This window comes from Pelagerythrobacter marinus (assembly GCF_034375205.1).
GTDB lineage: Bacteria > Pseudomonadota > Alphaproteobacteria > Sphingomonadales > Sphingomonadaceae > Pelagerythrobacter > Pelagerythrobacter marinus.
In genome coordinates this window covers 1,385,207-1,403,612 of record NZ_CP139719.1, presented here as the reverse complement: position 1 = coordinate 1,403,612, position 18,406 = coordinate 1,385,207, and the positions used below count along the sequence as shown (strand labels likewise).

The 18,406-nt window shown below is 67.2% G+C and carries 19 protein-coding genes and 1 tRNA gene; 12 read left to right on the top strand and 8 right to left on the bottom strand.

What is annotated here, in order from left to right; all coding sequences use genetic code 11:
* The first annotated feature begins 73 nt into the window (after window positions 1-73).
* On the top strand, window positions 74-466 hold the full coding sequence (locus tag T8T98_RS06795; protein WP_251105662.1) for a hypothetical protein: 393 nt from the start codon (window positions 74-76) through the stop codon (window positions 464-466).
* Here the strand turns inward: T8T98_RS06795 and T8T98_RS06790 are convergent.
* A complete protein-coding gene (locus T8T98_RS06790; protein ID WP_160732868.1) occupies window positions 459-911 on the bottom strand; it encodes a universal stress protein in 453 nt (150 codons plus the stop codon). The two genes, T8T98_RS06795 and T8T98_RS06790, sit on opposite strands and share 8 nt — an antisense overlap.
* Before the next feature lie 117 nt (window positions 912-1,028).
* Between T8T98_RS06790 and T8T98_RS06785 the strand changes: the two genes are divergently transcribed.
* The 5 genes from T8T98_RS06785 (at window position 1,029) to T8T98_RS06765 (ending at window position 6,573) form a co-directional block, all read left to right on the top strand.
* Window positions 1,029-2,378: a pyruvate dehydrogenase complex dihydrolipoamide acetyltransferase gene (locus T8T98_RS06785; RefSeq protein ID WP_251105663.1), complete on the top strand. Its 1,350-nt coding sequence runs from the start codon at window positions 1,029-1,031 to the stop codon at window positions 2,376-2,378.
* Window positions 2,379-2,469: 91 nt separating this feature from the next.
* Window positions 2,470-2,781 (top strand): hypothetical protein, encoded by a 312-nt coding sequence (locus tag T8T98_RS06780; RefSeq protein WP_251105664.1) that lies wholly within the window; start codon window positions 2,470-2,472, stop codon window positions 2,779-2,781.
* A 4-nt stretch (window positions 2,782-2,785) separates the two neighbouring features.
* Window positions 2,786-3,181 carry an acyl-CoA thioesterase gene (locus tag T8T98_RS06775; RefSeq protein WP_251105665.1) on the top strand — a complete coding sequence of 132 codons (396 nt, stop codon included), beginning with the start codon at window positions 2,786-2,788 and terminating at the stop codon, window positions 3,179-3,181.
* 92 nt (window positions 3,182-3,273) lie between these two features.
* Complete coding sequence (gene lpdA, locus T8T98_RS06770) at window positions 3,274-4,686, top strand: dihydrolipoyl dehydrogenase (RefSeq protein ID WP_251105666.1); 1,413 nt, start codon at window positions 3,274-3,276, stop codon at window positions 4,684-4,686.
* Window positions 4,687-4,710: 24 nt separating this feature from the next.
* Window positions 4,711-6,573 carry a cation:proton antiporter domain-containing protein gene (locus tag T8T98_RS06765; RefSeq protein ID WP_251105667.1) on the top strand — a complete coding sequence of 621 codons (1,863 nt, stop codon included), beginning with the start codon at window positions 4,711-4,713 and terminating at the stop codon, window positions 6,571-6,573.
* Between the two features lie 210 nt (window positions 6,574-6,783).
* Here T8T98_RS06765 and T8T98_RS06760 read toward each other — a convergent pair whose 3' ends face one another.
* Window positions 6,784-7,263: a DUF1810 domain-containing protein gene (locus tag T8T98_RS06760; RefSeq protein WP_251105668.1), complete on the bottom strand. Its 480-nt coding sequence runs from the start codon at window positions 7,261-7,263 to the stop codon at window positions 6,784-6,786.
* A 198-nt stretch (window positions 7,264-7,461) separates the two neighbouring features.
* Between T8T98_RS06760 and T8T98_RS06755 the strand changes: the two genes are divergently transcribed.
* Window positions 7,462-9,168: a putative bifunctional diguanylate cyclase/phosphodiesterase gene (locus tag T8T98_RS06755; protein ID WP_251105669.1), complete on the top strand. Its 1,707-nt coding sequence runs from the start codon at window positions 7,462-7,464 to the stop codon at window positions 9,166-9,168.
* A 66-nt stretch (window positions 9,169-9,234) separates the two neighbouring features.
* Entirely contained in the window at window positions 9,235-9,891 is a 657-nt protein-coding gene (locus tag T8T98_RS06750; protein ID WP_322295878.1) for a response regulator transcription factor, read from the top strand.
* Here T8T98_RS06750 and T8T98_RS06745 read toward each other — a convergent pair.
* The 4 genes from T8T98_RS06745 to T8T98_RS06730 form a co-directional block, all read right to left on the bottom strand.
* Window positions 9,836-12,079 (bottom strand): PAS domain S-box protein, encoded by a 2,244-nt coding sequence (locus T8T98_RS06745; RefSeq protein ID WP_322295877.1) that lies wholly within the window; start codon window positions 12,077-12,079, stop codon window positions 9,836-9,838. The two genes, T8T98_RS06750 and T8T98_RS06745, sit on opposite strands and share 56 nt — an antisense overlap.
* A 24-nt stretch (window positions 12,080-12,103) precedes the next feature.
* Window positions 12,104-12,622, bottom strand: coding sequence for a PilZ domain-containing protein (locus T8T98_RS06740; protein WP_251105671.1), 519 nt, complete (start codon window positions 12,620-12,622; stop codon window positions 12,104-12,106).
* 46 nt (window positions 12,623-12,668) lie between these two features.
* On the bottom strand, window positions 12,669-12,860 hold the full coding sequence (locus T8T98_RS06735) for a hypothetical protein (RefSeq protein WP_160732859.1): 192 nt from the start codon (window positions 12,858-12,860) through the stop codon (window positions 12,669-12,671).
* A gap of 176 nt (window positions 12,861-13,036) precedes the next feature.
* Window positions 13,037-13,525, bottom strand: a complete 489-nt coding sequence (locus T8T98_RS06730; RefSeq protein WP_251105672.1) for a DUF2938 family protein — start codon at window positions 13,523-13,525, stop codon at window positions 13,037-13,039.
* A gap of 88 nt (window positions 13,526-13,613) precedes the next feature.
* Between T8T98_RS06730 and T8T98_RS06725 the strand changes: the two genes are divergently transcribed.
* On the top strand, window positions 13,614-14,039 hold the full coding sequence (locus tag T8T98_RS06725; RefSeq protein WP_251105673.1) for a helix-turn-helix domain-containing protein: 426 nt from the start codon (window positions 13,614-13,616) through the stop codon (window positions 14,037-14,039).
* A 200-nt stretch (window positions 14,040-14,239) separates the two neighbouring features.
* On the opposite strand, the gene T8T98_RS06720 is transcribed toward T8T98_RS06725, so the two are convergent.
* A complete protein-coding gene (locus tag T8T98_RS06720) occupies window positions 14,240-14,854 on the bottom strand; it encodes a hypothetical protein (protein WP_251105674.1) in 615 nt (204 codons plus the stop codon).
* Window positions 14,855-15,420: 566 nt separating this feature from the next.
* On the opposite strand from T8T98_RS06720, the gene T8T98_RS06715 reads away from it, so the two are divergent.
* On the top strand, window positions 15,421-15,735 hold the full coding sequence (locus T8T98_RS06715; protein WP_251105675.1) for a hypothetical protein: 315 nt from the start codon (window positions 15,421-15,423) through the stop codon (window positions 15,733-15,735).
* Between the two features lie 434 nt (window positions 15,736-16,169).
* Here the strand turns inward: T8T98_RS06715 and T8T98_RS06710 are convergent.
* Window positions 16,170-16,259: transfer RNA gene (locus T8T98_RS06710), tRNA-Ser, on the bottom strand.
* A 135-nt stretch (window positions 16,260-16,394) separates the two neighbouring features.
* Between T8T98_RS06710 and T8T98_RS06705 the strand changes: the two genes are divergently transcribed.
* Together T8T98_RS06705 and T8T98_RS06700 are read left to right on the top strand one after the other, a co-directional pair.
* Complete coding sequence (locus tag T8T98_RS06705) at window positions 16,395-17,414, top strand: lytic murein transglycosylase (protein WP_251105676.1); 1,020 nt, start codon at window positions 16,395-16,397, stop codon at window positions 17,412-17,414.
* Complete coding sequence (locus tag T8T98_RS06700) at window positions 17,398-18,393, top strand: SPOR domain-containing protein (RefSeq protein WP_251105677.1); 996 nt, start codon at window positions 17,398-17,400, stop codon at window positions 18,391-18,393. The genes T8T98_RS06705 and T8T98_RS06700 overlap by 17 nt, the downstream gene beginning before the upstream one ends.
* Window positions 18,394-18,406: the final 13 nt, after the last annotated feature.

The window sequence follows — 18,406 nt, the reverse complement described above, 5'->3', positions numbered from 1 at the left end:
TTACCTGGGGGGTAATCGACCTGCCGCGGCCGCGCTGCGAGGCTGGTCTTCGTCACTTCAACGGAGAAAGACCATGCCGAAAATATCCCTGCGAACCGCCCTCGTCCTCGATGCCGCCAGCTGCGCGCTGTTCTTCGCGCTGTGCGTCGGACTGACCGGCGCCGTGGCCGCCATCCTCGGCCTGCCGGCCGGCCTGGTCGCGATCGCCGGGTGGATCTGCCTGCCGGTGGCCGCGATGCTGGCCGTCCTCGCGATCCGCCCCGTCGCGCCGCTGCTGGGGCTCGTCGCGCTGGGCAACGCCGGCTGGGTCCTGGCGAGCCTGGCGGTCTGGCTGACGCACTTCGGCGCGCTTACCGCCGCCGGCCACGCGGTGATCCTGGCCCAGGCCGTCGCGGTCGAGATCTTCGCGGTGGTGGAATGGCGCGGGTGGAAGAACCTGCGGCACGTGCCGGCGAAGGCTAGCTGAGCTGGTCGATCGCCTCGACCGGCAAGCCGCCGGGAATCACGAACAGCGGGCAGGGCAGGGACCCGGAGTGGGCCGAGAAATGGGTCACCAGCGGTCCCGGCCCGCCTTCCGGCGCCGACCCCAGGACGAGGGCGGCGACCTCGGGGTGTTCGGCCAGGTATTCCTTGATCACCGCCTGCCCTTCGCCCACGCGCACCGCGATCGTGGGCATTCGCCCGCTTTCGGAATAGAGGTTGCCTGCGGCGCTGCTGGCCATGACTTCGGCCCGGTCGCGCGCCTCCTGCTCGATCGTCGCCTGGACGCCGCCGAAGGCGTTGAAGCTCTGCGGCTGGACGAGCGCGAGGATATGGACCGCGCCCCCGGTCGCCTGCGCGCGGCGCGCGGCGAAGCGCAGCGCTTTGCGCGCTTCTTCGGTCTCGTCCATGATCACGAGGTAGACCCGCATCCCGTATCCTCCGCGCCCGGGTATCCGATGAAATCGTATTCCGCGCAAGGACCTTGCCCGCGCGCGCCAAATTGGCCACAGCGGGCCGCGCAAACTCGCGAGGACCCGACGTAAACCATGCCCACCCCGATCAAGATGCCCGCCCTTTCGCCGACGATGGAAGAAGGCACTCTCGCCAAGTGGCTCGTGAAGGAAGGCGATCAGGTCAGTGCCGGCGACATCATGGCCGAGATTGAAACCGACAAGGCGACGATGGAGTTCGAAGCCGTCGACGAAGGCACGATCGTCGCCATCGACGTGCCCGAGGGCACCGAAGGCGTGAAAGTAGGCACCGTGATCGCCACGCTCGCCGGCGAGGACGAGGACCCGGAAGAAACCAGGGCCGCCGCCGGCAGCGATGCCGCGAGCGAAGACACGAACGAAGGCGAAAGCAAGGATGCCGCGCCGGCCGATTCGCCCGCCGGCGCAGACGGCGACGAGGCGCCGGCCAGCGGCAATGGCGGCAATGGCGCTGCCACGTCCGCCCGGCGCGATCCGGCCAAGGCCCCGCCCGTGCCCCGCGCCGATGGCGAGCGGGTGATCGCGTCACCGCTGGCGCGCCGCATTGCCGAGCAGAAGGGGATCGACCTGTCCTCCGTCACCGGCAGCGGGCCCAATGGCCGGATCGTCAAGGCCGACGTCGAACAGGCCGAAAGCGCGGCCCCGGCCGCCGCGGCGCCTTCGGCCGCGCGCGAGGCCCCCGCCCCCGCCGCCCCGCAGCAGCAGGGCGAGTTCGGCGCGCCTTACGAGGAAGTGAAGCTCAACAACGTTCGCAAGGTCATCGCCCGCCGCCTGACCGAGGCGAAGCAGTCGATCCCGCATATCTACCTGACGGTGGACGTGCGGCTCGACGCGCTGCTCAAGCTGCGCGGCGAACTCAACGCCAGCCTCGAGGCGGACGGGGTCAAGCTGTCGGTCAACGATCTGCTGATCAAGGCGCTCGCCCGCGCCCTGCAGCGGGTGCCGCAGTGCAATGTCAGCTTCCAGGGCGACGCGCTGCACCAGTACCAGCGACAGGACATCTCGGTCGCCGTCGCCGCGCCGAGCGGGCTGATCACGCCGATCGTCACCGATGCCGGGCGCAAGGGCCTGGCCCAGATCTCGACCGAGATGAAGGAACTGGCCGGCAAGGCGCGCGAGGGCAAGCTGCAGCCGCACGAATACCAGGGCGGCACCGCTTCGCTGTCGAACCTCGGCATGTTCGGCACCAAGCAGTTCGACGCCGTGATAAACCCGCCGCAGGCGATGATCCTGGCCGTCGGCGCGGGCGAGAAGCGCCCCCATGTGCTCGACGGCGCCCTGGGCGTAGCCACGATGATGACCGCCACCGGCAGCTTCGATCACCGCGCGATCGACGGGGTGGACGGGGCCCAGCTGATGGACGCGTTCCGCCAGCTGGTGGAAAACCCGATGGGATTGCTGGTCTGACGTGGGCCTGCTGCCTGCCATAGCCCTTGCGCTTCAGACGGTCGGCCCTCCCGCGCCGGACGCCGCCCCGGTCAGCAACGTTCGCGTGCCGATGATCGGGCTCGAGGGCCCCGCTTTCGACGCTTGCGGCGGAATTGCCCGCGTCGCCACTTACGATGGAGAGGAGCCGGTGCGCGAGAGGCCCGAGGCCGGCGCGCTGGAAAGCGATACCCTGCCGCACCGCGCGCTCGTGTGGCTATGCGACGCGGAAGGGGAATGGCAGGGGATCGTCTATCCTTCGGGCGAATTCCAGGACCTCGGCGATTGCCGGGTCAGCAGCCCGGTCGCAGAATCGCGGCCCTACGACGGGCCCTGCCGCCACGGCTGGGTCATGGCGGTGAACCTCCAGCTGGTGGCGGGGTAGGGCGATGGCGGAAACGCGCGAGCCGACGATCCGGGTCACGGCCATGCCGGCCGACACCAATCCCTATGGCGGCGTGTTCGGGGGCTGGTTGATGAGCCAGATGGCGCTGGCCGCCGGATCGCTGGCCAGTCGCACCGGGCGCGGCAAGGCGGTGGTCGTTTCGGCGACCGATTTCGCCTTTCCCGGGGCAATGGCGGTCGGCGACGAGCTGTCGGTCTATTGCGAGATCGCCGCCACCGGCACGACGTCGCTGACGATCGCGGCGGAAGCGATCGCGCGCGAACGCAACGGCGAATCGCAGGTGAAGGTGGCGCAGGGCCGGTTCAAGTTCGTCCTGCTCGACGAGAACGACCGCCCGCGCGCGGCCGCCGCACCATCGAAAAGTTTTCACCCGAGGTAGTCCAACGGCGCCCGATTTCATGCTTTCCTACACGGCCATCGCCGCGGCAAGGGACCGGACGCGCCACAATTTTCTGCGAGGCATTTCGACCCATGGCTGACAACAAGTACGACGTCATCGTTCTCGGCTCCGGCCCCGGCGGCTATGTCGCGGCGATCCGGGCGGCCCAGCTGGGCCTGAAGACCGCGATCGTGGAACGCGAGCTGCTGGGCGGCATCTGCCTCAACTGGGGCTGCATCCCGACCAAGGCCCTGCTGCGTTCGGCCGAGATCTTCCACTACATGCAGAACGCCGGCGACTACGGGCTGAAGGCGAAGGAGATCGAGGCCGACCTGGAAGCGGTGGTGAAGCGCAGCCGCGGGGTCGCCAGGCAGCTGAACCAGGGCGTCACCCACCTGATGAAGAAGAACAAGATCGCCGTTCACATGGGCGAGGGCACGCTGACCGGCCCGACCAGCCTGACCGTGAAGGGGGAGAAGGGCGAGGAGAAGCTCACCGCCAGGCATGTCATCGTCGCGACCGGCGCGCGGGCGCGCGACCTGCCTTTCGCCAAGGCCGACGGCAAGCGCATCTGGACCTATCGCCACGCGATGACGCCGCCTGAAATGCCGAAGAAGCTGCTGGTGATCGGCAGCGGCGCGATCGGGATCGAGTTCGCCAGCTTCTACAACGACATGGGCGCCGACGTGACCGTGGTCGAAATGCTCGACCGGATCGTGCCGGTCGAGGACAAGGACGTTTCCGCCTTCCTCGAGAAGTCGCTGGCCAAGCAGGGCATGACGATCATGACCGGGGCCGGGGTGGAAGATATCAAGGTCTCTGCCAAGGGCGTGAAGGCGAAGATCAAGGCGAAGGACGGCACGGTTTCCGAAACCGAGTTCACCCATTGCATCGTCGCCATCGGCATCGTTCCCAACACCGAGAACATCGGGCTGGACAAGCTGGTGGAGATGGACCGCGGGTTCATCCGGATCGATCCGTTCGGCCGCACGAAGTCGAAAGGGCTGTGGGCGATCGGCGACTGCACCCCCGGCCCCTGGCTGGCGCACAAGGCCAGCCACGAAGGCGTCGCCGCGGCCGAGGCGATCGCGCAGGAACTGGGCAACAAGGACGTCCACCCGCACCCGCTCGACCGCAACAATATCCCCGGCTGCACCTACTGCCACCCGCAGATCGCCAGCGTCGGCATGACCGAGGCCGCCGCGCGCGAGGCCGGGCGCGAGGTGAAGGTCGGCACTTTCCCGTTCATCGGCAACGGCAAGGCGATCGCGCTGGGCGAGGCCGAGGGCTTCATCAAGACCGTGTTCGATGCCGCGACCGGCGAACTGCTGGGCGCGCACATGATCGGCGCCGAAGTGACCGAGCTGATCCAGGGCTACACGATCGGCAAGACGCTGGAGACGACCGAAGCCGAACTGATGCAGACGGTCTTCCCGCACCCCACGCTGTCGGAGATGATGCACGAGAGCGTGCTTGGCGCCTACGGCCGCCCGCTGCATATCTAGCGCGATCGCCGGAAGGAGGGCGAGATGACCGATTTCCTTGTTCTCGCCTTCATCATCATGGTCGCCGGGGTCGCGGCGGTGCCGCTGGCGACCCGGTTCGGGCTCGGCTCGGTCCTCGGCTACCTCCTCGCCGGCATGGCGCTCTCGCCGTTGCTCTCGGCCCTGCGCGTGGACGTGGAGGGGCTGCAGGTCTTCGCCGAGTTCGGCGTTGTCATGATGCTGTTCATCGTCGGGCTGGAGCTGGAACCGCGCAAGCTGTGGGACATGCGGCGCCAGCTGCTGGGTCTGGGCGGGGGGCAGGTCGTGGCGACGACGCTGGTTCTCGCCGGCGCGGTCTACCTGGCGGGCGAGGAATGGCGCACGGCGCTGGCCATCGGCATGATCCTCGCGCTCTCCTCCACCGCAATCATCGTCCAGACCCTGACGGAAAAGGGCCTGCTGAAGAGCGAGGGGGGCGAATCGAGTTTCTCGGTCCTCCTGTTCCAGGACGTGGCCGTGATCCCGATCCTCGCGCTCCTGCCGTTCCTCGCGCTGCCGGAAATCGCCGCGACGGCCGGCGCCGCCGCGGGCGAGGCGGCCCACGCCCACGCGGGCATCGACCTGACCGAGGGGATGCCGGTGTGGCTTTCGGGGTTGGTCACCCTGGCCGCGATCGGGGCCGTGGTGCTGATCGGGGCTTACCTGACCCGCCCGGTCTTCCGCTTCATCGCCGCCGCCCAGCTGCGCGAACTGTTCACCGCTGCCGCGCTCGTCTTCGTGATCGGGATCGCCCTGCTGATGACGCTGGTGGGCCTGTCGCCCGCGCTGGGCACTTTCCTCGCCGGCGTCGTGCTGGCGAACAGCGAATACCGCCACGAACTGGAAAGCGACATAGAGCCGTTCAAGGGCCTCCTGCTCGGCCTGTTCTTCATCACCGTGGGGGCGGGAATCGATTTCGCGCTGGCGATCGCGAACTGGGCCACCGTCCTGGGATGGGCCCTGGCCATCATCGCGATCAAGGCCGCGATCCTCGCCATCATCGCCCGCATCGCCGGGCTGCGCCGCCAATCGGCCTGGCTCTTCTCGCTCAGCCTCGCCCAGGCCGGTGAATTCGCCTTCGTCCTGATCAGCTTCGCGGTCGCGAACTTCGTGCTCGACGGCGAGACGGCGGACATGCTGCTGCTGATCGTGGCGCTGACCATGCTGGCGACGCCGCTGCTGTTCATCGCCTACGACAAGCTGATCGCCGCCGCCTATTGCCGGGGCGAACAGCGCGAGGCGGACACGATCGACGAGGACAACCGCATCATCATCGCCGGCCGCGGCCGCGTCGGCGGAATCGTGGACCGGATGCTCGATGCCGCCGGTTACCGGGCGACGGTGATCGATTACGATTCGACCCACCTCGAACACCTGAAGAAATTCGGGGTCAAAAGCTATTTCGGCGACGCCACCCGGCCCGACCTGCTCGCCTCGGCCGGGATTGCCCGGGCGCGGCTGCTGATCGTCGCGCTCGACGAGCGCGAGCAGATCGACAAGCTCGTGCGCTATGCCATCCGCAACTTCCCGCATTTGCACGTGATCGCGCGGGCGATCGATCGCGACCACGTCTATCACCTCTGGGCCATGGGCTGCCGCGACGTGATCCGCGAGACTTACGACGCCGCGCTGCGCATGGGCCGTTCGGCCTACGAGGCGCTGGGCGCCGACCGCCAGGCGGCGATCGCCATGCGCGACGCGTTCGAGGAGATGGATCGCAGCTCGATGCGCGAGGTCGCCGAACTCTATCGCGAGGATGTGCCTGCCTGGGACAACGAGCCGCTCCTCGCCAAGGTCAGGGAGCTGCGCGCCGAGTGGGACCCGAAGCTGCGCGAGATGATGGACGACATCATCGGCCGCGGGCGCTAGTCGGGCGCGCACCGCTCGGCGCGAATTCCTCCCGGCCCGGCGCGCACCGGCGCACCCTTCGCCCGTTTCCGGCGTTCTTCATCCGAAGGAGAGGCCGGATGGAATTCGAGATCGACGACGACCCGCAGGGCGAAACGGGCCTGTGCGAAGGCGACCGGACCGGCGGCGTGCGCGAGGACCACCTGCTGCGGCGGCGCCCGCGCGAGATCGTCAACGATGCCGGCCGGGGCCGCTTCGGTTTCCCGGGCCGCCGTGTGGCGCCGTCCGGCCCAGGCGTTCCAGCGTCCGTTCCTCCCGCCGCCCCGCGAACCACGCATCCAGCACGGCGGTGAACGCGGGCGCGGGTTCGACCGCCTCGAACAGCGTCAGCGACGACCAGAGGCGCATCGTGTCGCAGGGACCGAACAGGCAATAGGGCGGCTTCGCCAGGTGCGGGGCAAGTTCGCCCACGCACCGGCGATAGCGCGCGCCCAGGACCGCGTGTTCGAGATAGGCCGCCGCCTCGTCGATCGAGCGTAAGGCAAATCGCTCGGTCGTCTCGTCGCGGCTCAGCCCGGCGAGGGGCGGGAAGATCGCGTGGGTCCAGTCCGCGTGGCAGGTGCCGCGCCGAAGGCGTTCCACCGCGGTGTCGTAGATGCAGCCCTGCGCCCGCAGGAAACGGCACAGCCCGTGCGGGTCCTGCCCGGTCATGCCCCCGGCTCCGGCGCGCGCAATGGCCCGCCGCGCGCGCGACGGGCAGAACCGTTCCGGGCAGGGGCAGCGGCGAACATGTCTCGGCCCCCGAACGCCTCCAGCCAGCAAATGTAAAGCGTAGTACTACGGCACGGGGCTTAACCCGCACCCGACCCCCGCGCCCTATGGAGGGCCGTGGAGGGTGGGTAACTTGCAATGTTTCAAGGCCTTGAAGCCGATTCGATCGAAGATCTGAACCGGATCATCGACGTCATTCCCAATCCGGTCATCGTGAAGAACCGCGATCACCGGATCGTCCTGCTGAACGAGAGCGCATGCCGGTTCTTCGGCCATTCGCGCGAGGTCGTTCTGGCCTTCACCGATTACGACCTCTTCCCCGATGCCGAGGTCGCGGTGTTCCATGCCGCGGACGACCGCGTCTTCGCGACCGGAGAGCTCGACGAGATCGAGGAACGGATAACCGATGCACGCGGTCGCACGCGTACGGTCGTGACGCGCAAGCAGCGGGTCCGCATCCGCGGCGAGGACCACGTCGTCGCGGTGATTACCGACGTCACCGCCTATCGCGAGGCGGAAGCGCGCAGCCGCTACCTCGCCTTTCACGACGCGCTGACCGGCCTGCCCAACCGCACCCTGCTGAACGAACGGCTCGACCAGATATTGCTGCGGGCGCCGCGCCGCCCCGAACCCGGTGCGCTGATCTACATCGACCTCGACCGCTTCAAGGAAGTGAACGACACTTACGGCCACCAGGCCGGCGACGAGCTGGTCCGGCAGTTCGCCCAGCGGATCGGCGGGCTCGTCCGCGCTTCCGACACCGCCGCCCGGCTGGGGGGTGACGAGTTCGCCATCCTCCTCCACGGCGCAGACCCGGGCTTCAGCCCTGCCGAAGTCTGCCGCCGGATCCTCCTCGCCGCCGAACAGCCTTTCGCGCTGGACGAGGGGCAGGCCTACGTCAGCGCCTCGATCGGGCTGGTCGAATGGAGCGAACCCGTGATCGGCCGGACCGAGCTGCACCAGCGCGCGGACATGGCGCTGTACCAGGCGAAACGCGACGGGCGGGCCTGTTTCCGGGTGTTCAACGCGGCGCTCGACGCGCGGATGCGGCGTCGGCGCAGGCTCGAGGTGGACCTGCGGGCCGCGCTCGCGGCGGGCACGGGCCTCGAACTCGCCTATCAGCCGCTGTTCGCGACCCAGGGCGAACAGCTGGTCGCGTTCGAGGCGCTCGTGCGATGGCAGCATCCCGAGATAGGGTATCTCCAGCCGGCCGACTTCCTCGACGTGGCCGAGGAAAGCGGGCTGATCGTCCCGCTGGGCGAATGGGTGCTGGAAGAAGCCTGCACCAGCCTTCGGGCCACGCCCGACATCTCGCTGGCGGTGAACCTCTCGCCCGCCGAACTGGGCAGCGAACAGTGCGTGCCGCGCATCCTGGCCGTGCTGGAGCGGACGGGCTTCGACCCGGCGCGCCTGCAACTCGAAGTGACCGAGCACACGATCCTCGACCTGCGGTCGGCAGTCGAGCGGCTGCGCGCCTTGAGGGATGCCGGCATCAAGATCGTGCTCGACGATTTCGGCACCGGCTATTCCAGCCTTTCGCACCTCCAGCGGCTGGCGATCGACAAGGTCAAGATCGACCGCTCCTTCGTGCATTTCCTCAACTTCGACGAATCGCGGGCCATTGTCCGGGCGATCGCGCGGCTCGGCCGTTCGCTGGGCGTCTCGGTCACCGCAGAGGGGGTCGAAACCGAAGAACAGCGCACGTTCCTGCGGCGCCTCGGGTGCGAAGAATTGCAGGGATTCCTGCTCTCGCGACCGTTGAGCACGCCCGATGCGATAGCACTGCTGCAATGTCGCTCAGAACAATCCGCATCAATTGGCGGCCTGTCCGCGGCACCGACTTAGGAACATTTTTACCACTCCGCCCATTCTCTCGAAGACCGATAGTAGAGAGAGGACGGTGAGTTTGGCGTGACTGGCAGAGCCGAGCGAACCTATATTGTCGACGACGACGCCGGGATGCGCCGGTCGCTGCGGTTCGTGCTGGTATCGGCCGGCTACGACGCCCGTCCCTTTCTCTCCGGCGAGGACCTCCTCGACGAACTGCCCCACCTCCAGCCGGGGATCGTGCTGCTCGATGTCAGGATGCCCGGGATGGACGGGCTGGAAGTCCTCGCCCGCCTGCACGAGGATGCGAAACGCTTTCCCGTTATCGTGATGACGGGCCACGGCGACGTGCCCACCGCGGTCAAGGCGATGAAGCTGGGCGCCGCCGACTTCCTGGAAAAACCTTTCGTGGACGATGCCCTGCTGCAGGCGCTTGCCCACGTCCGGCAGCGGCTGGCCGCGGACGAGGCCTACGAACGGCGCCGGGCCGAGGCGGAACGCACGGTCGCCGAACTGACCGTGCGCGAGCGCGAGGTCCTGCAAGGCATTGCGGCCTGCTATGCGAACCGGCAGATCGCCGAAACGCTGGGGCTGAGCGTGCGGACGGTCGAATCCTACCGCGCCGACATGACCGAGAAAGTGGGAACGACCGCGGTCGCCGACCTCGTCCGGCTCGCGCTGCTCGTCAACCTGCCTCCGCTGGAGGGGGAGGAGAGCCCGCCGGCGCAGCAGGAACGGTAAAGGCGAAGACCGCGCCGCGCCCTGGCGCGGGTTCGGCCCAGATCCGCCCGCCGTGCGCCTCCACGATCGTCCGGCAGATCGAAAGACCCACGCCCAGGCCGCCGGCCTTGGTCGAAGCGAAGGCCGAGAACAGCCGATCGCTCATTTCCGGGGCAATGCCGCGGCCGGTATCGGAAACGCGCAGGCAGACGTCGCGGCCCGTGCCCTGGGCCTCGATCGCGATCGCTTTTTCGGCGCAGCCGCGCATGGCATCGGCGCTGTTGCGGATCAGGTTGAACAGGACCTGCTGTAACTGCACCGGATCGGCCAGGACCTCCATATCGGGCGGGACGGCAACCGTCAGCGCCACGTCGGCCGCCTGCGACAGGGCAAGCCGCGCGGCTTCCCGGACCGGCTCCGCCAGGCGGACGGGCCGGGTTTCGGCGCTGCCGTGTTCGACCAGTCGCCGCAGCCGCCGAATGATCTCGCCCGCGCGGGTCACCTCGGCGTGCGCCTGGTCGATGCCGGACTGCACGGCCGCGAGGTCCGGTTCGCCCCCGGCCATGATCCGCCCCAGCCCGAGCAGGTAATTGCCCGCGGCGGCGAGCGGCTGGTTGATCTCGTGCGCCAGCGTCGATCCCATCGCTTCCATCGCTTCCATCGCGCTGACGCGTGAGATCTGGACCAGCTGCGCCTGCAGGCGATTGATCCGTTCCTGCGCCTCGATCCGGGGGGTGATGTCGCAGATCGCCCCGATCATCCGCGTCGGCGTGCCGTCGTCGTCGCGCACCAGGTATCCGCGGTCGAACACGATCCCGTGCGACCCGTCGGCCCGCCGGAACCGGTACTGGCGTTCCCAGCGCTGGTCGCCGCTTTCCAGGAAGCGCAGGATGCCGTTCACCACGTCCTCGCGATCGTCGGGATGGATGCGATCGCTCCACCAGTCGAGCGAATTGCCGGGTTTCTCGCCGGTCAGCGAGGCGGAGGAACTGCTCCATTCGATCGTCCCGCGCCGCAGGTCCCATTCCCAGATGGCGTCTTCGGTGGCGAGGGCCGCGAGGCGGAAACGCTCCTCGCTTTCGCGCAGGGCGGCCTCGCTCTTCACCCGCTCGGATATGTCGCGCGATATCGCGATGATCCCGCGGATCTCGCCGTCCCGCTGCCAGGGCACCTTGATCGTCTGGAACGTGCGCGTGCCTTCCGGCGCTGGGAACCGCTCTTCCACCACCAGCCGTTTTCCGCTGGAGATCACTTCGTCGTCCTCGGCCCGGAACCTGCCGGCTTCCTCGGGGAAACGGTCTCCTTCGTGTTCGCCGGGCATCACGCCGAATTGCGATCGCATGCGCTCGTTCGTCAGCACGAACCTGCCCTCGGTGTTCTTGACGAAGATCAGGTCCTCGGCGCTGTCCACCACCGATTGCAGGAGCGTGCGCGTCTCTTCCGCGCGCTGCTGCGCCTCCATTTCCTCGGTGATCTCGCGCGCGACCACGATCGTCGCCGGCTCCTCGGCTTCGCAGTAACGGACGAAGGACACCGCGACCGAACACCAGATCACCTCGCCATCGGGCCGGATATAGCGCTTCTTGATGTAGAAAGGCGTTTCCGTTTCCCGGTGCTTTGCCAGGATCGCCGCGCTCCACGGGATGTCGTCGGGATGGGTGAAGGCCTCCATCGGCAGGCCGTCCAGCTCCTCGCGCGTGCGGCCGAGAATCCGACAGAACTGTTCGTTGCTCACGACCAGCCGGTGGTCTTCGGCATAGTGCATGATGCCGACCCCGGCGTAGCTGAGCACGGTGTCGAGCTCGTTGTAACGCTGCAGCAGGGCCTCCGAGGCGCGCTTGCGCTTGGTCGTGTTGCGGAAGAACACCACGATCATGTCGTGAAACGGCACCGCGTGCACTTCGTACCAGGCGTCGAGCGGGTCGGGGTAATAGGCTTCGAACGTCTCGCTTACCCGGTTCTTCGCGACCCGGCGATAGACTTCCTCGAACGTCGAACCGGCGGTGTCGGGGAAAGAGGTCCAGATGGTCTTGCCCAGCAGGTCCTGGGTATCGAGCTCGTCCTGGGATCGCTCGTTGAAATAGATGAACCGCCAGTCGCGATCGAGCACCAGGACGCAATCGGTCGTCGCCTCGAACAGCGCGATCGGCAGCGCCCCGGCCGCCGTGCCCGTGGTATCGATTCTTCCCGAAAGTGCCGATCCGGCCATGAAGCAGCGATCCCTGCGAGGAAGCTATGGGGCAAGGTGCGCCGTTACGACCCGCATCGGAACGGCCACCATCTCGAACAGGGCAATAGCGAGGAACCCGCACATGACAATCGCGAAGGTCAGCGTCGAAAGCCACTGGAACAACCGCGCGAGATAGCGATGCGGCAGGGCGGCCGGGCGGCTTCGGCCGCTGCGGCGACCGCGCCGCAGCAACGCATGGCGGATGACACGGTCGCACCGGCGATCCCTTGCCACGAGGGCGGCCTTGGCCACCGGGTGCGTGCCGACCATGCCGAAACGGCCGTTCTTGCGCCAGATGACGCGGCCCTCCGTCGCGACGGGGCCGACGCGGATGGTCACCGCCGCGCCCACCGGCGGGGGAATGGCGGTTTCCACCATCATCCCTTTCGACGACACGTTGCGCACGCAGGCGAGGCGCTTGCCGCCGCGATCGTGCAAGGTCGCGGGCAGGGCGACCGCGGACCGCGGCTCGCGCGCCCTGGGGGTGCCGGGGCGGGTACGGGGCCGCGACAATGCGTTCATCGCGGCCCCGTGTGCGGCCCGGCCGGGGTCAGCCGGGCGCACGGCTTCATGCCTCGGTCGACGCATTCGCCGGGCCGAGCGTGGCCAACAGCGTCGATCCTTGCCAAAGCTCGCCGGCAAGCTCGGTCGTCACCGCCTCGCCGTAAGCTTCGGCGCTGTGCAGGTCGCCGCTGATGAACTCGATCGATGCGAGCTTGCGCCCGCGTTTCGGATCCTTGAAGACCAGTTTGTATTTCAATGTTTTTCCACCCTCCGTGCTCGGCTCTCTTCGAGCTCTTCGCGCCAGCCCGGGTGAGGAGAGTGACTCTTGCGCCCGCCTCCCGATCCCCCCTGCCGGCCTAGCCAGAGCGATCTTTCCGGAAGGCGAAGCTGAAAACCGTAGTCCTACGGTCAAACAGGCAGCGCCCCCGCCTTTCAGGGGAGGAGGGGCCTGGCGAGCACCGCGCCGAGATAGAGCCCACCCCCGAACACGAGGTGCGATGCAACGCTTTTCGCACGGGCCACGGCAGGGCGCGGCGCGCGCGACGCCGCCATGCCGAGGCCGAGCGCAGGCTGGAGCACGAGGAACGGCGCAGCGACCGTCGCGACGCCGAAGGCGAGGGCGGCCCCCGGCGAGGGCGCGCGCGCCCATTCACGCCCTGCCGCGGCCAGGAGCAACGCGGCGAACGCCACGCCGATCGCATAGTGGAGCAGCCAGCCCACCTGCCGCTCGCCACGGCGGGCAGGGGCCTTCGCGATCCCGTCGTGCACGAACCTGCCGGCCGGCATGGCCAGCACCCAGCGACCGACAAGGGCATAGTCCAGCGGGACCAGGCCGAGCAGATGCCTCGCCCCCAGGGCCCAGAGATCCATGACGAGCGTGGCGGTAACGCCCACCACGAGAATCCACGCGAACTCGGCCATTGTCTGCTCCTCGGGCCCGGTCGCCCTGGCTTGCGGGCGACGATTCGCCTAAGGAATGCCACTTCAAGCCGGCTTGAGGTAAAGGGCAATGCGACCACCCGACATAGCCGAGGTCGCCCGGCACTCGGGCGTCCCGGCATCCACGCTGCGGTACTACGAGGAAAAGGGCGTCATCGAATCGATCGGGCGCCGGGGCGCGCGGCGGATATTCGGGCCCGGGATCTACCAGCAGCTGGCACTCGTCGCGCTGGGGCAGGCGGGCGGCTTCTCGCTCGACGAGATCGCGGAAATGTTCGCCCCCGACGGCCGCCCGCGGATCGAGAGGGCGAAAGTGCAAGCCAGGGCGCGCGAGCTCGAACGGACCATTCGCCGGCTCCAGGCAACGCGCAAGGCCCTGCTCCACGTCGCCGCCTGCCCGGCGCCGAGCCACATGGAGTGCCCGTCCTTCACCCGAATGCTGAAGATCGCCGCCACCGGCCGCCTGAAGAGCGAGCGGCGGTCGCGTGGCCGCTAGCTCTCACCGCCGCGCCGACCGCCGGTTCCGTCGGCTATGTGGCGCCAGAGCCGCTGCGCGACCGGCCGGACAGATTTCGCCCAGCACGAGGCGCAAGTGGCGTGGGAGCGGCGACGCTCGCATGGCTCGCGCCGAGGCGGGGCGCCTGTCGTCCACGGCATGCCCGGCGATCGAATGGAACGCAAATTCAGCCGGACAGGCTAACGGCGCCGGCACTCCCGCGTCAGGTCGTCCACCATGGCGCGGGTGAGGGTCGACAGATCAATCGCCATTTCGGCGAAGTAGCGCGTGCTGGACCCTTCTCTGGTCCTGACCTTGACCTCGAGGGGAACGTCTCTCGCCCGGGCCCGTCCTATCAACCTTCTTATCATGCGGTTGAAGTAAGGAAACGCTGTGGCAACGCCGGTGTCGCTCGTGTCACGATCGAAGAGTGTACCGGAAACCTTGCCGTCGATAAAGAACTGGACTTCGACCTCGCCCCCCTTCCTCAGGGGGATGGAGCCGCGCTTTGTTATGACGACGAAATCGAAGGAGCCATATTTCGGCCTCACTGCACTGCAGACCACGCCAAAGGCCATTTCCCCGTTCTCTGCCATCATGAACGGGCGTTTTCCGCGGTCGTTCCACTCGAGCGGAACAGCCTTTTCTGCTTGGGCGGGCGCGCTGCCCGCCAGGGCTGCGGCGGCTAGACCATAGAACCAGGATCTCACGTTTTTCCCCCCTGTCTGGATCCGGGAGCATAGCTGGAATCTGCCGCAGTTCCACCCGTCCCCTGCGCACATTGTGCCAGCTACGGCTTCTCCGAATGCAGCCATGCGGCAGACGACGTGCGTATGCGACCGCTTACGGTCCAGGCTGGATTCTCTTCCCTATGTTCCCGCATTTTCGATCGGGCGGCGATGGATCGACAGGACAGTGAGGAACGATCTCGGCAGGCAAGCCCGGTGAAACACTGGCTTCTTCCGGAAGCCATCGCAATGCTAGCCGCAGGGGATAAAGCGGTTCCTCTACGATGGCGATGCGCTGATCTGGTTTGAGGGAAGCGCGGCTACCGCCGCTGCTCGTCGCTATCTGCATGGCGATGCGCGTGGCTCGATCGTGGCGGTGACCAATTACCAGGGCACCTCGATTGCCACCAACAGCTACGATGAGTACGGCATCCTCGACAATGCCAGCATTAACAGCAACGACATCGGGGCCAAGGGCCGGGAATGACTATTCCAGAGTGCCGTCTCAAACTGCCGGCACTCTTGAGGATGGACGAAAAGTTGAAATACATGGCTATCGAAACGAGGTCACCGGCGCACTGTTTGATGAAAAGATAAAGCTCCGAGGCAGGCCAAAGTTTTGATTATTTATATATTACAATAAATGGTCAGCTATGTCTATAAACGAAGATAAAATTGTTTCAGCGAAGCGCTCTTTGATTAATGCATTGAGTCGTAGTCCAGAAAATGGGCTGGAACTTTATCAGATATCCCGCGATATCATCTCTAGTGCAATTGGCGCTCGCATCGATTACACCCATGCTAGCTTCAATTCTATCGTTGGTATTGAGAGCGAGTTATCCAGCGACAATGGCGCTGGGCTCGAAGTCCAAGATGTCTTATTCCAAAAATACGCGATCTCTCTTCAGAGAGCCCAATCCGCAATACTTGAACTTCTCAAGAAAAATGGAATTGAAAATAGAGAATAAGTTGGCCTGAGCTCTGCCCGAGAGCGCCGGCCTTATAAGTTGCTCGTTTGCCGAAAGAGGTCGGCTCATTGCATGCGCAACGTCATCTCCGCCCATGCCAGCCCAGTGGGCAGATGGTATTTGTGATGGTAGTGCTCTGCCACCTGAAAACTGGACCATTCGCAGTTAGAGTTTTCCACCGTAGATATCCTTGGCTGGGGAGGGGTGATGTCATGCACCATCAGGATGGCCACGCCCAAACAACTAAATCGGGAGCTCCAGAGAATTATAACATAGGTGTGCTCGCGAATCCCGAAGCACCGATATTTTAGATCGGCGGCTATCACGCGGTCGATTCATCGACAGAACGAACAACAGAAGTGGGGCCCACAATGGGACCGATGCTCATGCTAGTTGATATTCGTAAATTTAATCAATGGATTAAGCCATAATAGTGGCGGACAGGGTGGGATTCGAACCCACGGTGGGCGTGACCCCACGGCGGTTTTCAAGACCGCTGCCTTAAACCACTCGGCCACCTGTCCGCGTTCCCCGCAGCTAGCGTCTGGCGCGCCGCTTGTCATCAGGGCAGCGCGCGCCGGGCCTTCGATCCGGCGCCGGACTGGCCGCAACCGTCGAAAACCGTTTGCGGTTCTCGGCCGAACTGCCAGACTGGCCGCATGACCATACGGACCTTGAGCTTCCTTCTCGCCGCCATCGCCGCCGTCCTGACCCCGCCGCCCGCCGCGGCGCAGGACATGTCGTTCGATGCCTATCTGCAGCTCCTGATCGCCCGTGCGCGGGCCGAAGGGGTCAGCGAGCCGACGATCCAGCGGATGACCCGCGGTCTGGAACCCAGCCAGCGCGTGATCGAACTTGACCGCGCGCAGCCGGGCACGCCGACGCGCAGCGGCTATCCCCGGCTGGCGCCCTATATCGCGCGCCATGTCGATGCGGCGCGGATAAACGGGGGGCGAAGCGCCCATGCCTCCGCGCTCGGGACGATCCGCGCAATCGAGCGCGAATATGGCGTCCCGGGCGAAATCCTGGTCGCGATCTGGGGGCACGAGACGGCCTATGGCCGGGTGACCGGCGGGTTCGACCTGGCGCAGGCGCTCGCGACGCTGGCCTGGGAGGGGCGCCGGCGGGAGCTGTTCTCGGCCGAGTTCGTCGATCTGCTCAAGGTCGCCGACAAGGGCTTCTCCCGCTCGCAGCTCAAGGGCAGTTGGGCCGGGGCCTTCGGCAACCCGCAGTTCCTGCCGAGCGTCTACCTGCGCCTCGCGACCGACGGCGATGCCGACGGGCGGGCCGACATCTTCGGCAACAGCGCGGACACGCTGGCTTCGATCGCCAACTATTTCCGCGACGCGGGCTGGCGGCAGGGGCAGCCGTGGGGCGTGCGCGCCTCGGTTCCGGGCGGGTTCGACTGGAGCGCGGTCGAAAGCCGCATAGTGTCGCCGGTGTGCCACCGCGTGCACGAACGCCACAGCCAGTGGCGCACGGTGGGCGAATGGCGCGCGCTCGGCGTCCAGCCCCAGCGGCCGCTGGCCGAGGACGTGATGGCCTCGCTCTTCCAGCCCGACGGGCCGGGAACGCCGGCCTGGCTCTTAACCACAAATTATAGGGTCATCCTCGAATACAACTGCTCGAACTACTACGCGATGAGTGTGGGGTTGCTTGCAGATGAGATTGCCCGATGATCGTTCAGGCGCGCCGCTCGCGCTGGCGCTAGGCCTGGCCCTGGCCGGCTGCGGCGTTGTCGGCGGCGGCGAACGCCCTGCTGCCACGGCCGCCGCGAACCCGGCCGATGCGGCCAACGGCCCGGCGGCCGACTATCCCGTCGTCCTGGGGGAGCCGTTTACCATCGAGGGGGTCGAACATGTCCCTTCCGATGCGCTCAACCACGACGAGGTCGGCTTCGCGACCGTCGATCGCGAGGCGCAGGCAGGCGTCACCGTCGCCCACAAGACGCTGCCCCTGCCGAGCTATGTCGAGATCACCGCGCTCGATACCGGGCGGACGATCCTCGCACGGGTGGAGCGTCGCGGACCGATGACCAACGCGCGCGTCGTGGCCCTCTCGCCCGATGCCGCGCAGCAGCTCGGGGCTGGGGAGGGTGCTGCCGTGCGCGTGCGGCGGGTCAACCCGCCCGAGGTCCAGCGCGCCGAACTGCGCGCCGGCCGGACCGCGCCCCTGCGGATGGACACGCCGGAAACGCTGCTCGGCGTACTGCGGCGAAAGCTGCCGGCCGCAGGCTCGGCAAGCCTGGCCGACGCGCGCAAGGCGCCGGTGCCGTCCGGCGTTCGCCCTGCCGCGCCGGTTGCCGGCGTCGAAGCGACCCGTCCGCCAGCACGATCGGGCGCCCCTGCCGCCGCCGCTGCGGGTGCCACTGCCGGTTATGCCCTCGCTCCGCTCGACGGGGCACCCGCGACGCGGCCGGAAGAGGCATCGCCGCCGGCCGCGGCAGTGCAGGGCGGTCTCGTCGTGCAGGCCGCCGCCTTTGCCAACCGCGCCAATGCCGATCGCGCGGCCAGGGCGCTGGGCGGCTTCGTCTCGCGCGCAGGGCGGTTCTACCGTGTACGAACCGGGCCGTTCGCGACCCGCGCCCAGGCGGAAGCCGCGCTCGCCAAGGTCCGCGCTGCCGGTTATAGCGACGCGAAAATCTTCTCAGCAGGTTGAACCGCCGGCTTTC

Excerpts from the sequence above, each read along its gene's own strand:
- T8T98_RS06795 (WP_251105662.1), top strand. The coding sequence starts at position 74 with ATGCCGAAAATATCCCTGCGAACCGCCCTCGTCCTCGATGCCGCCAGC.
- T8T98_RS06790 (WP_160732868.1), bottom strand. The coding sequence starts at position 911 with ATGCGGGTCTACCTCGTGATCATGGACGAGACCGAAGAAGCGCGCAAA.
- T8T98_RS06785 (WP_251105663.1), top strand. The coding sequence starts at position 1,029 with ATGCCCACCCCGATCAAGATGCCCGCCCTTTCGCCGACGATGGAAGAA.
- T8T98_RS06780 (WP_251105664.1), top strand. The coding sequence starts at position 2,470 with ATGATCGGGCTCGAGGGCCCCGCTTTCGACGCTTGCGGCGGAATTGCC.
- T8T98_RS06775 (WP_251105665.1), top strand. The coding sequence starts at position 2,786 with ATGGCGGAAACGCGCGAGCCGACGATCCGGGTCACGGCCATGCCGGCC.
- lpdA (WP_251105666.1), top strand. The coding sequence starts at position 3,274 with ATGGCTGACAACAAGTACGACGTCATCGTTCTCGGCTCCGGCCCCGGC.
- T8T98_RS06765 (WP_251105667.1), top strand. The coding sequence starts at position 4,711 with ATGACCGATTTCCTTGTTCTCGCCTTCATCATCATGGTCGCCGGGGTC.
- T8T98_RS06760 (WP_251105668.1), bottom strand. The coding sequence starts at position 7,263 with ATGACCGGGCAGGACCCGCACGGGCTGTGCCGTTTCCTGCGGGCGCAG.
- T8T98_RS06755 (WP_251105669.1), top strand. The coding sequence starts at position 7,462 with ATGTTTCAAGGCCTTGAAGCCGATTCGATCGAAGATCTGAACCGGATC.
- T8T98_RS06745 (WP_322295877.1), bottom strand. The coding sequence starts at position 12,079 with ATGGCCGGATCGGCACTTTCGGGAAGAATCGATACCACGGGCACGGCG.
- T8T98_RS06740 (WP_251105671.1), bottom strand. The coding sequence starts at position 12,622 with ATGAACGCATTGTCGCGGCCCCGTACCCGCCCCGGCACCCCCAGGGCG.
- T8T98_RS06730 (WP_251105672.1), bottom strand. The coding sequence starts at position 13,525 with ATGGCCGAGTTCGCGTGGATTCTCGTGGTGGGCGTTACCGCCACGCTC.
- T8T98_RS06725 (WP_251105673.1), top strand. The coding sequence starts at position 13,614 with ATGCGACCACCCGACATAGCCGAGGTCGCCCGGCACTCGGGCGTCCCG.
- T8T98_RS06720 (WP_251105674.1), bottom strand. The coding sequence starts at position 14,854 with ATGGCTGCATTCGGAGAAGCCGTAGCTGGCACAATGTGCGCAGGGGAC.
- T8T98_RS06715 (WP_251105675.1), top strand. The coding sequence starts at position 15,421 with ATGTCTATAAACGAAGATAAAATTGTTTCAGCGAAGCGCTCTTTGATT.
- T8T98_RS06705 (WP_251105676.1), top strand. The coding sequence starts at position 16,395 with ATGACCATACGGACCTTGAGCTTCCTTCTCGCCGCCATCGCCGCCGTC.
- T8T98_RS06700 (WP_251105677.1), top strand. The coding sequence starts at position 17,398 with ATGAGATTGCCCGATGATCGTTCAGGCGCGCCGCTCGCGCTGGCGCTA.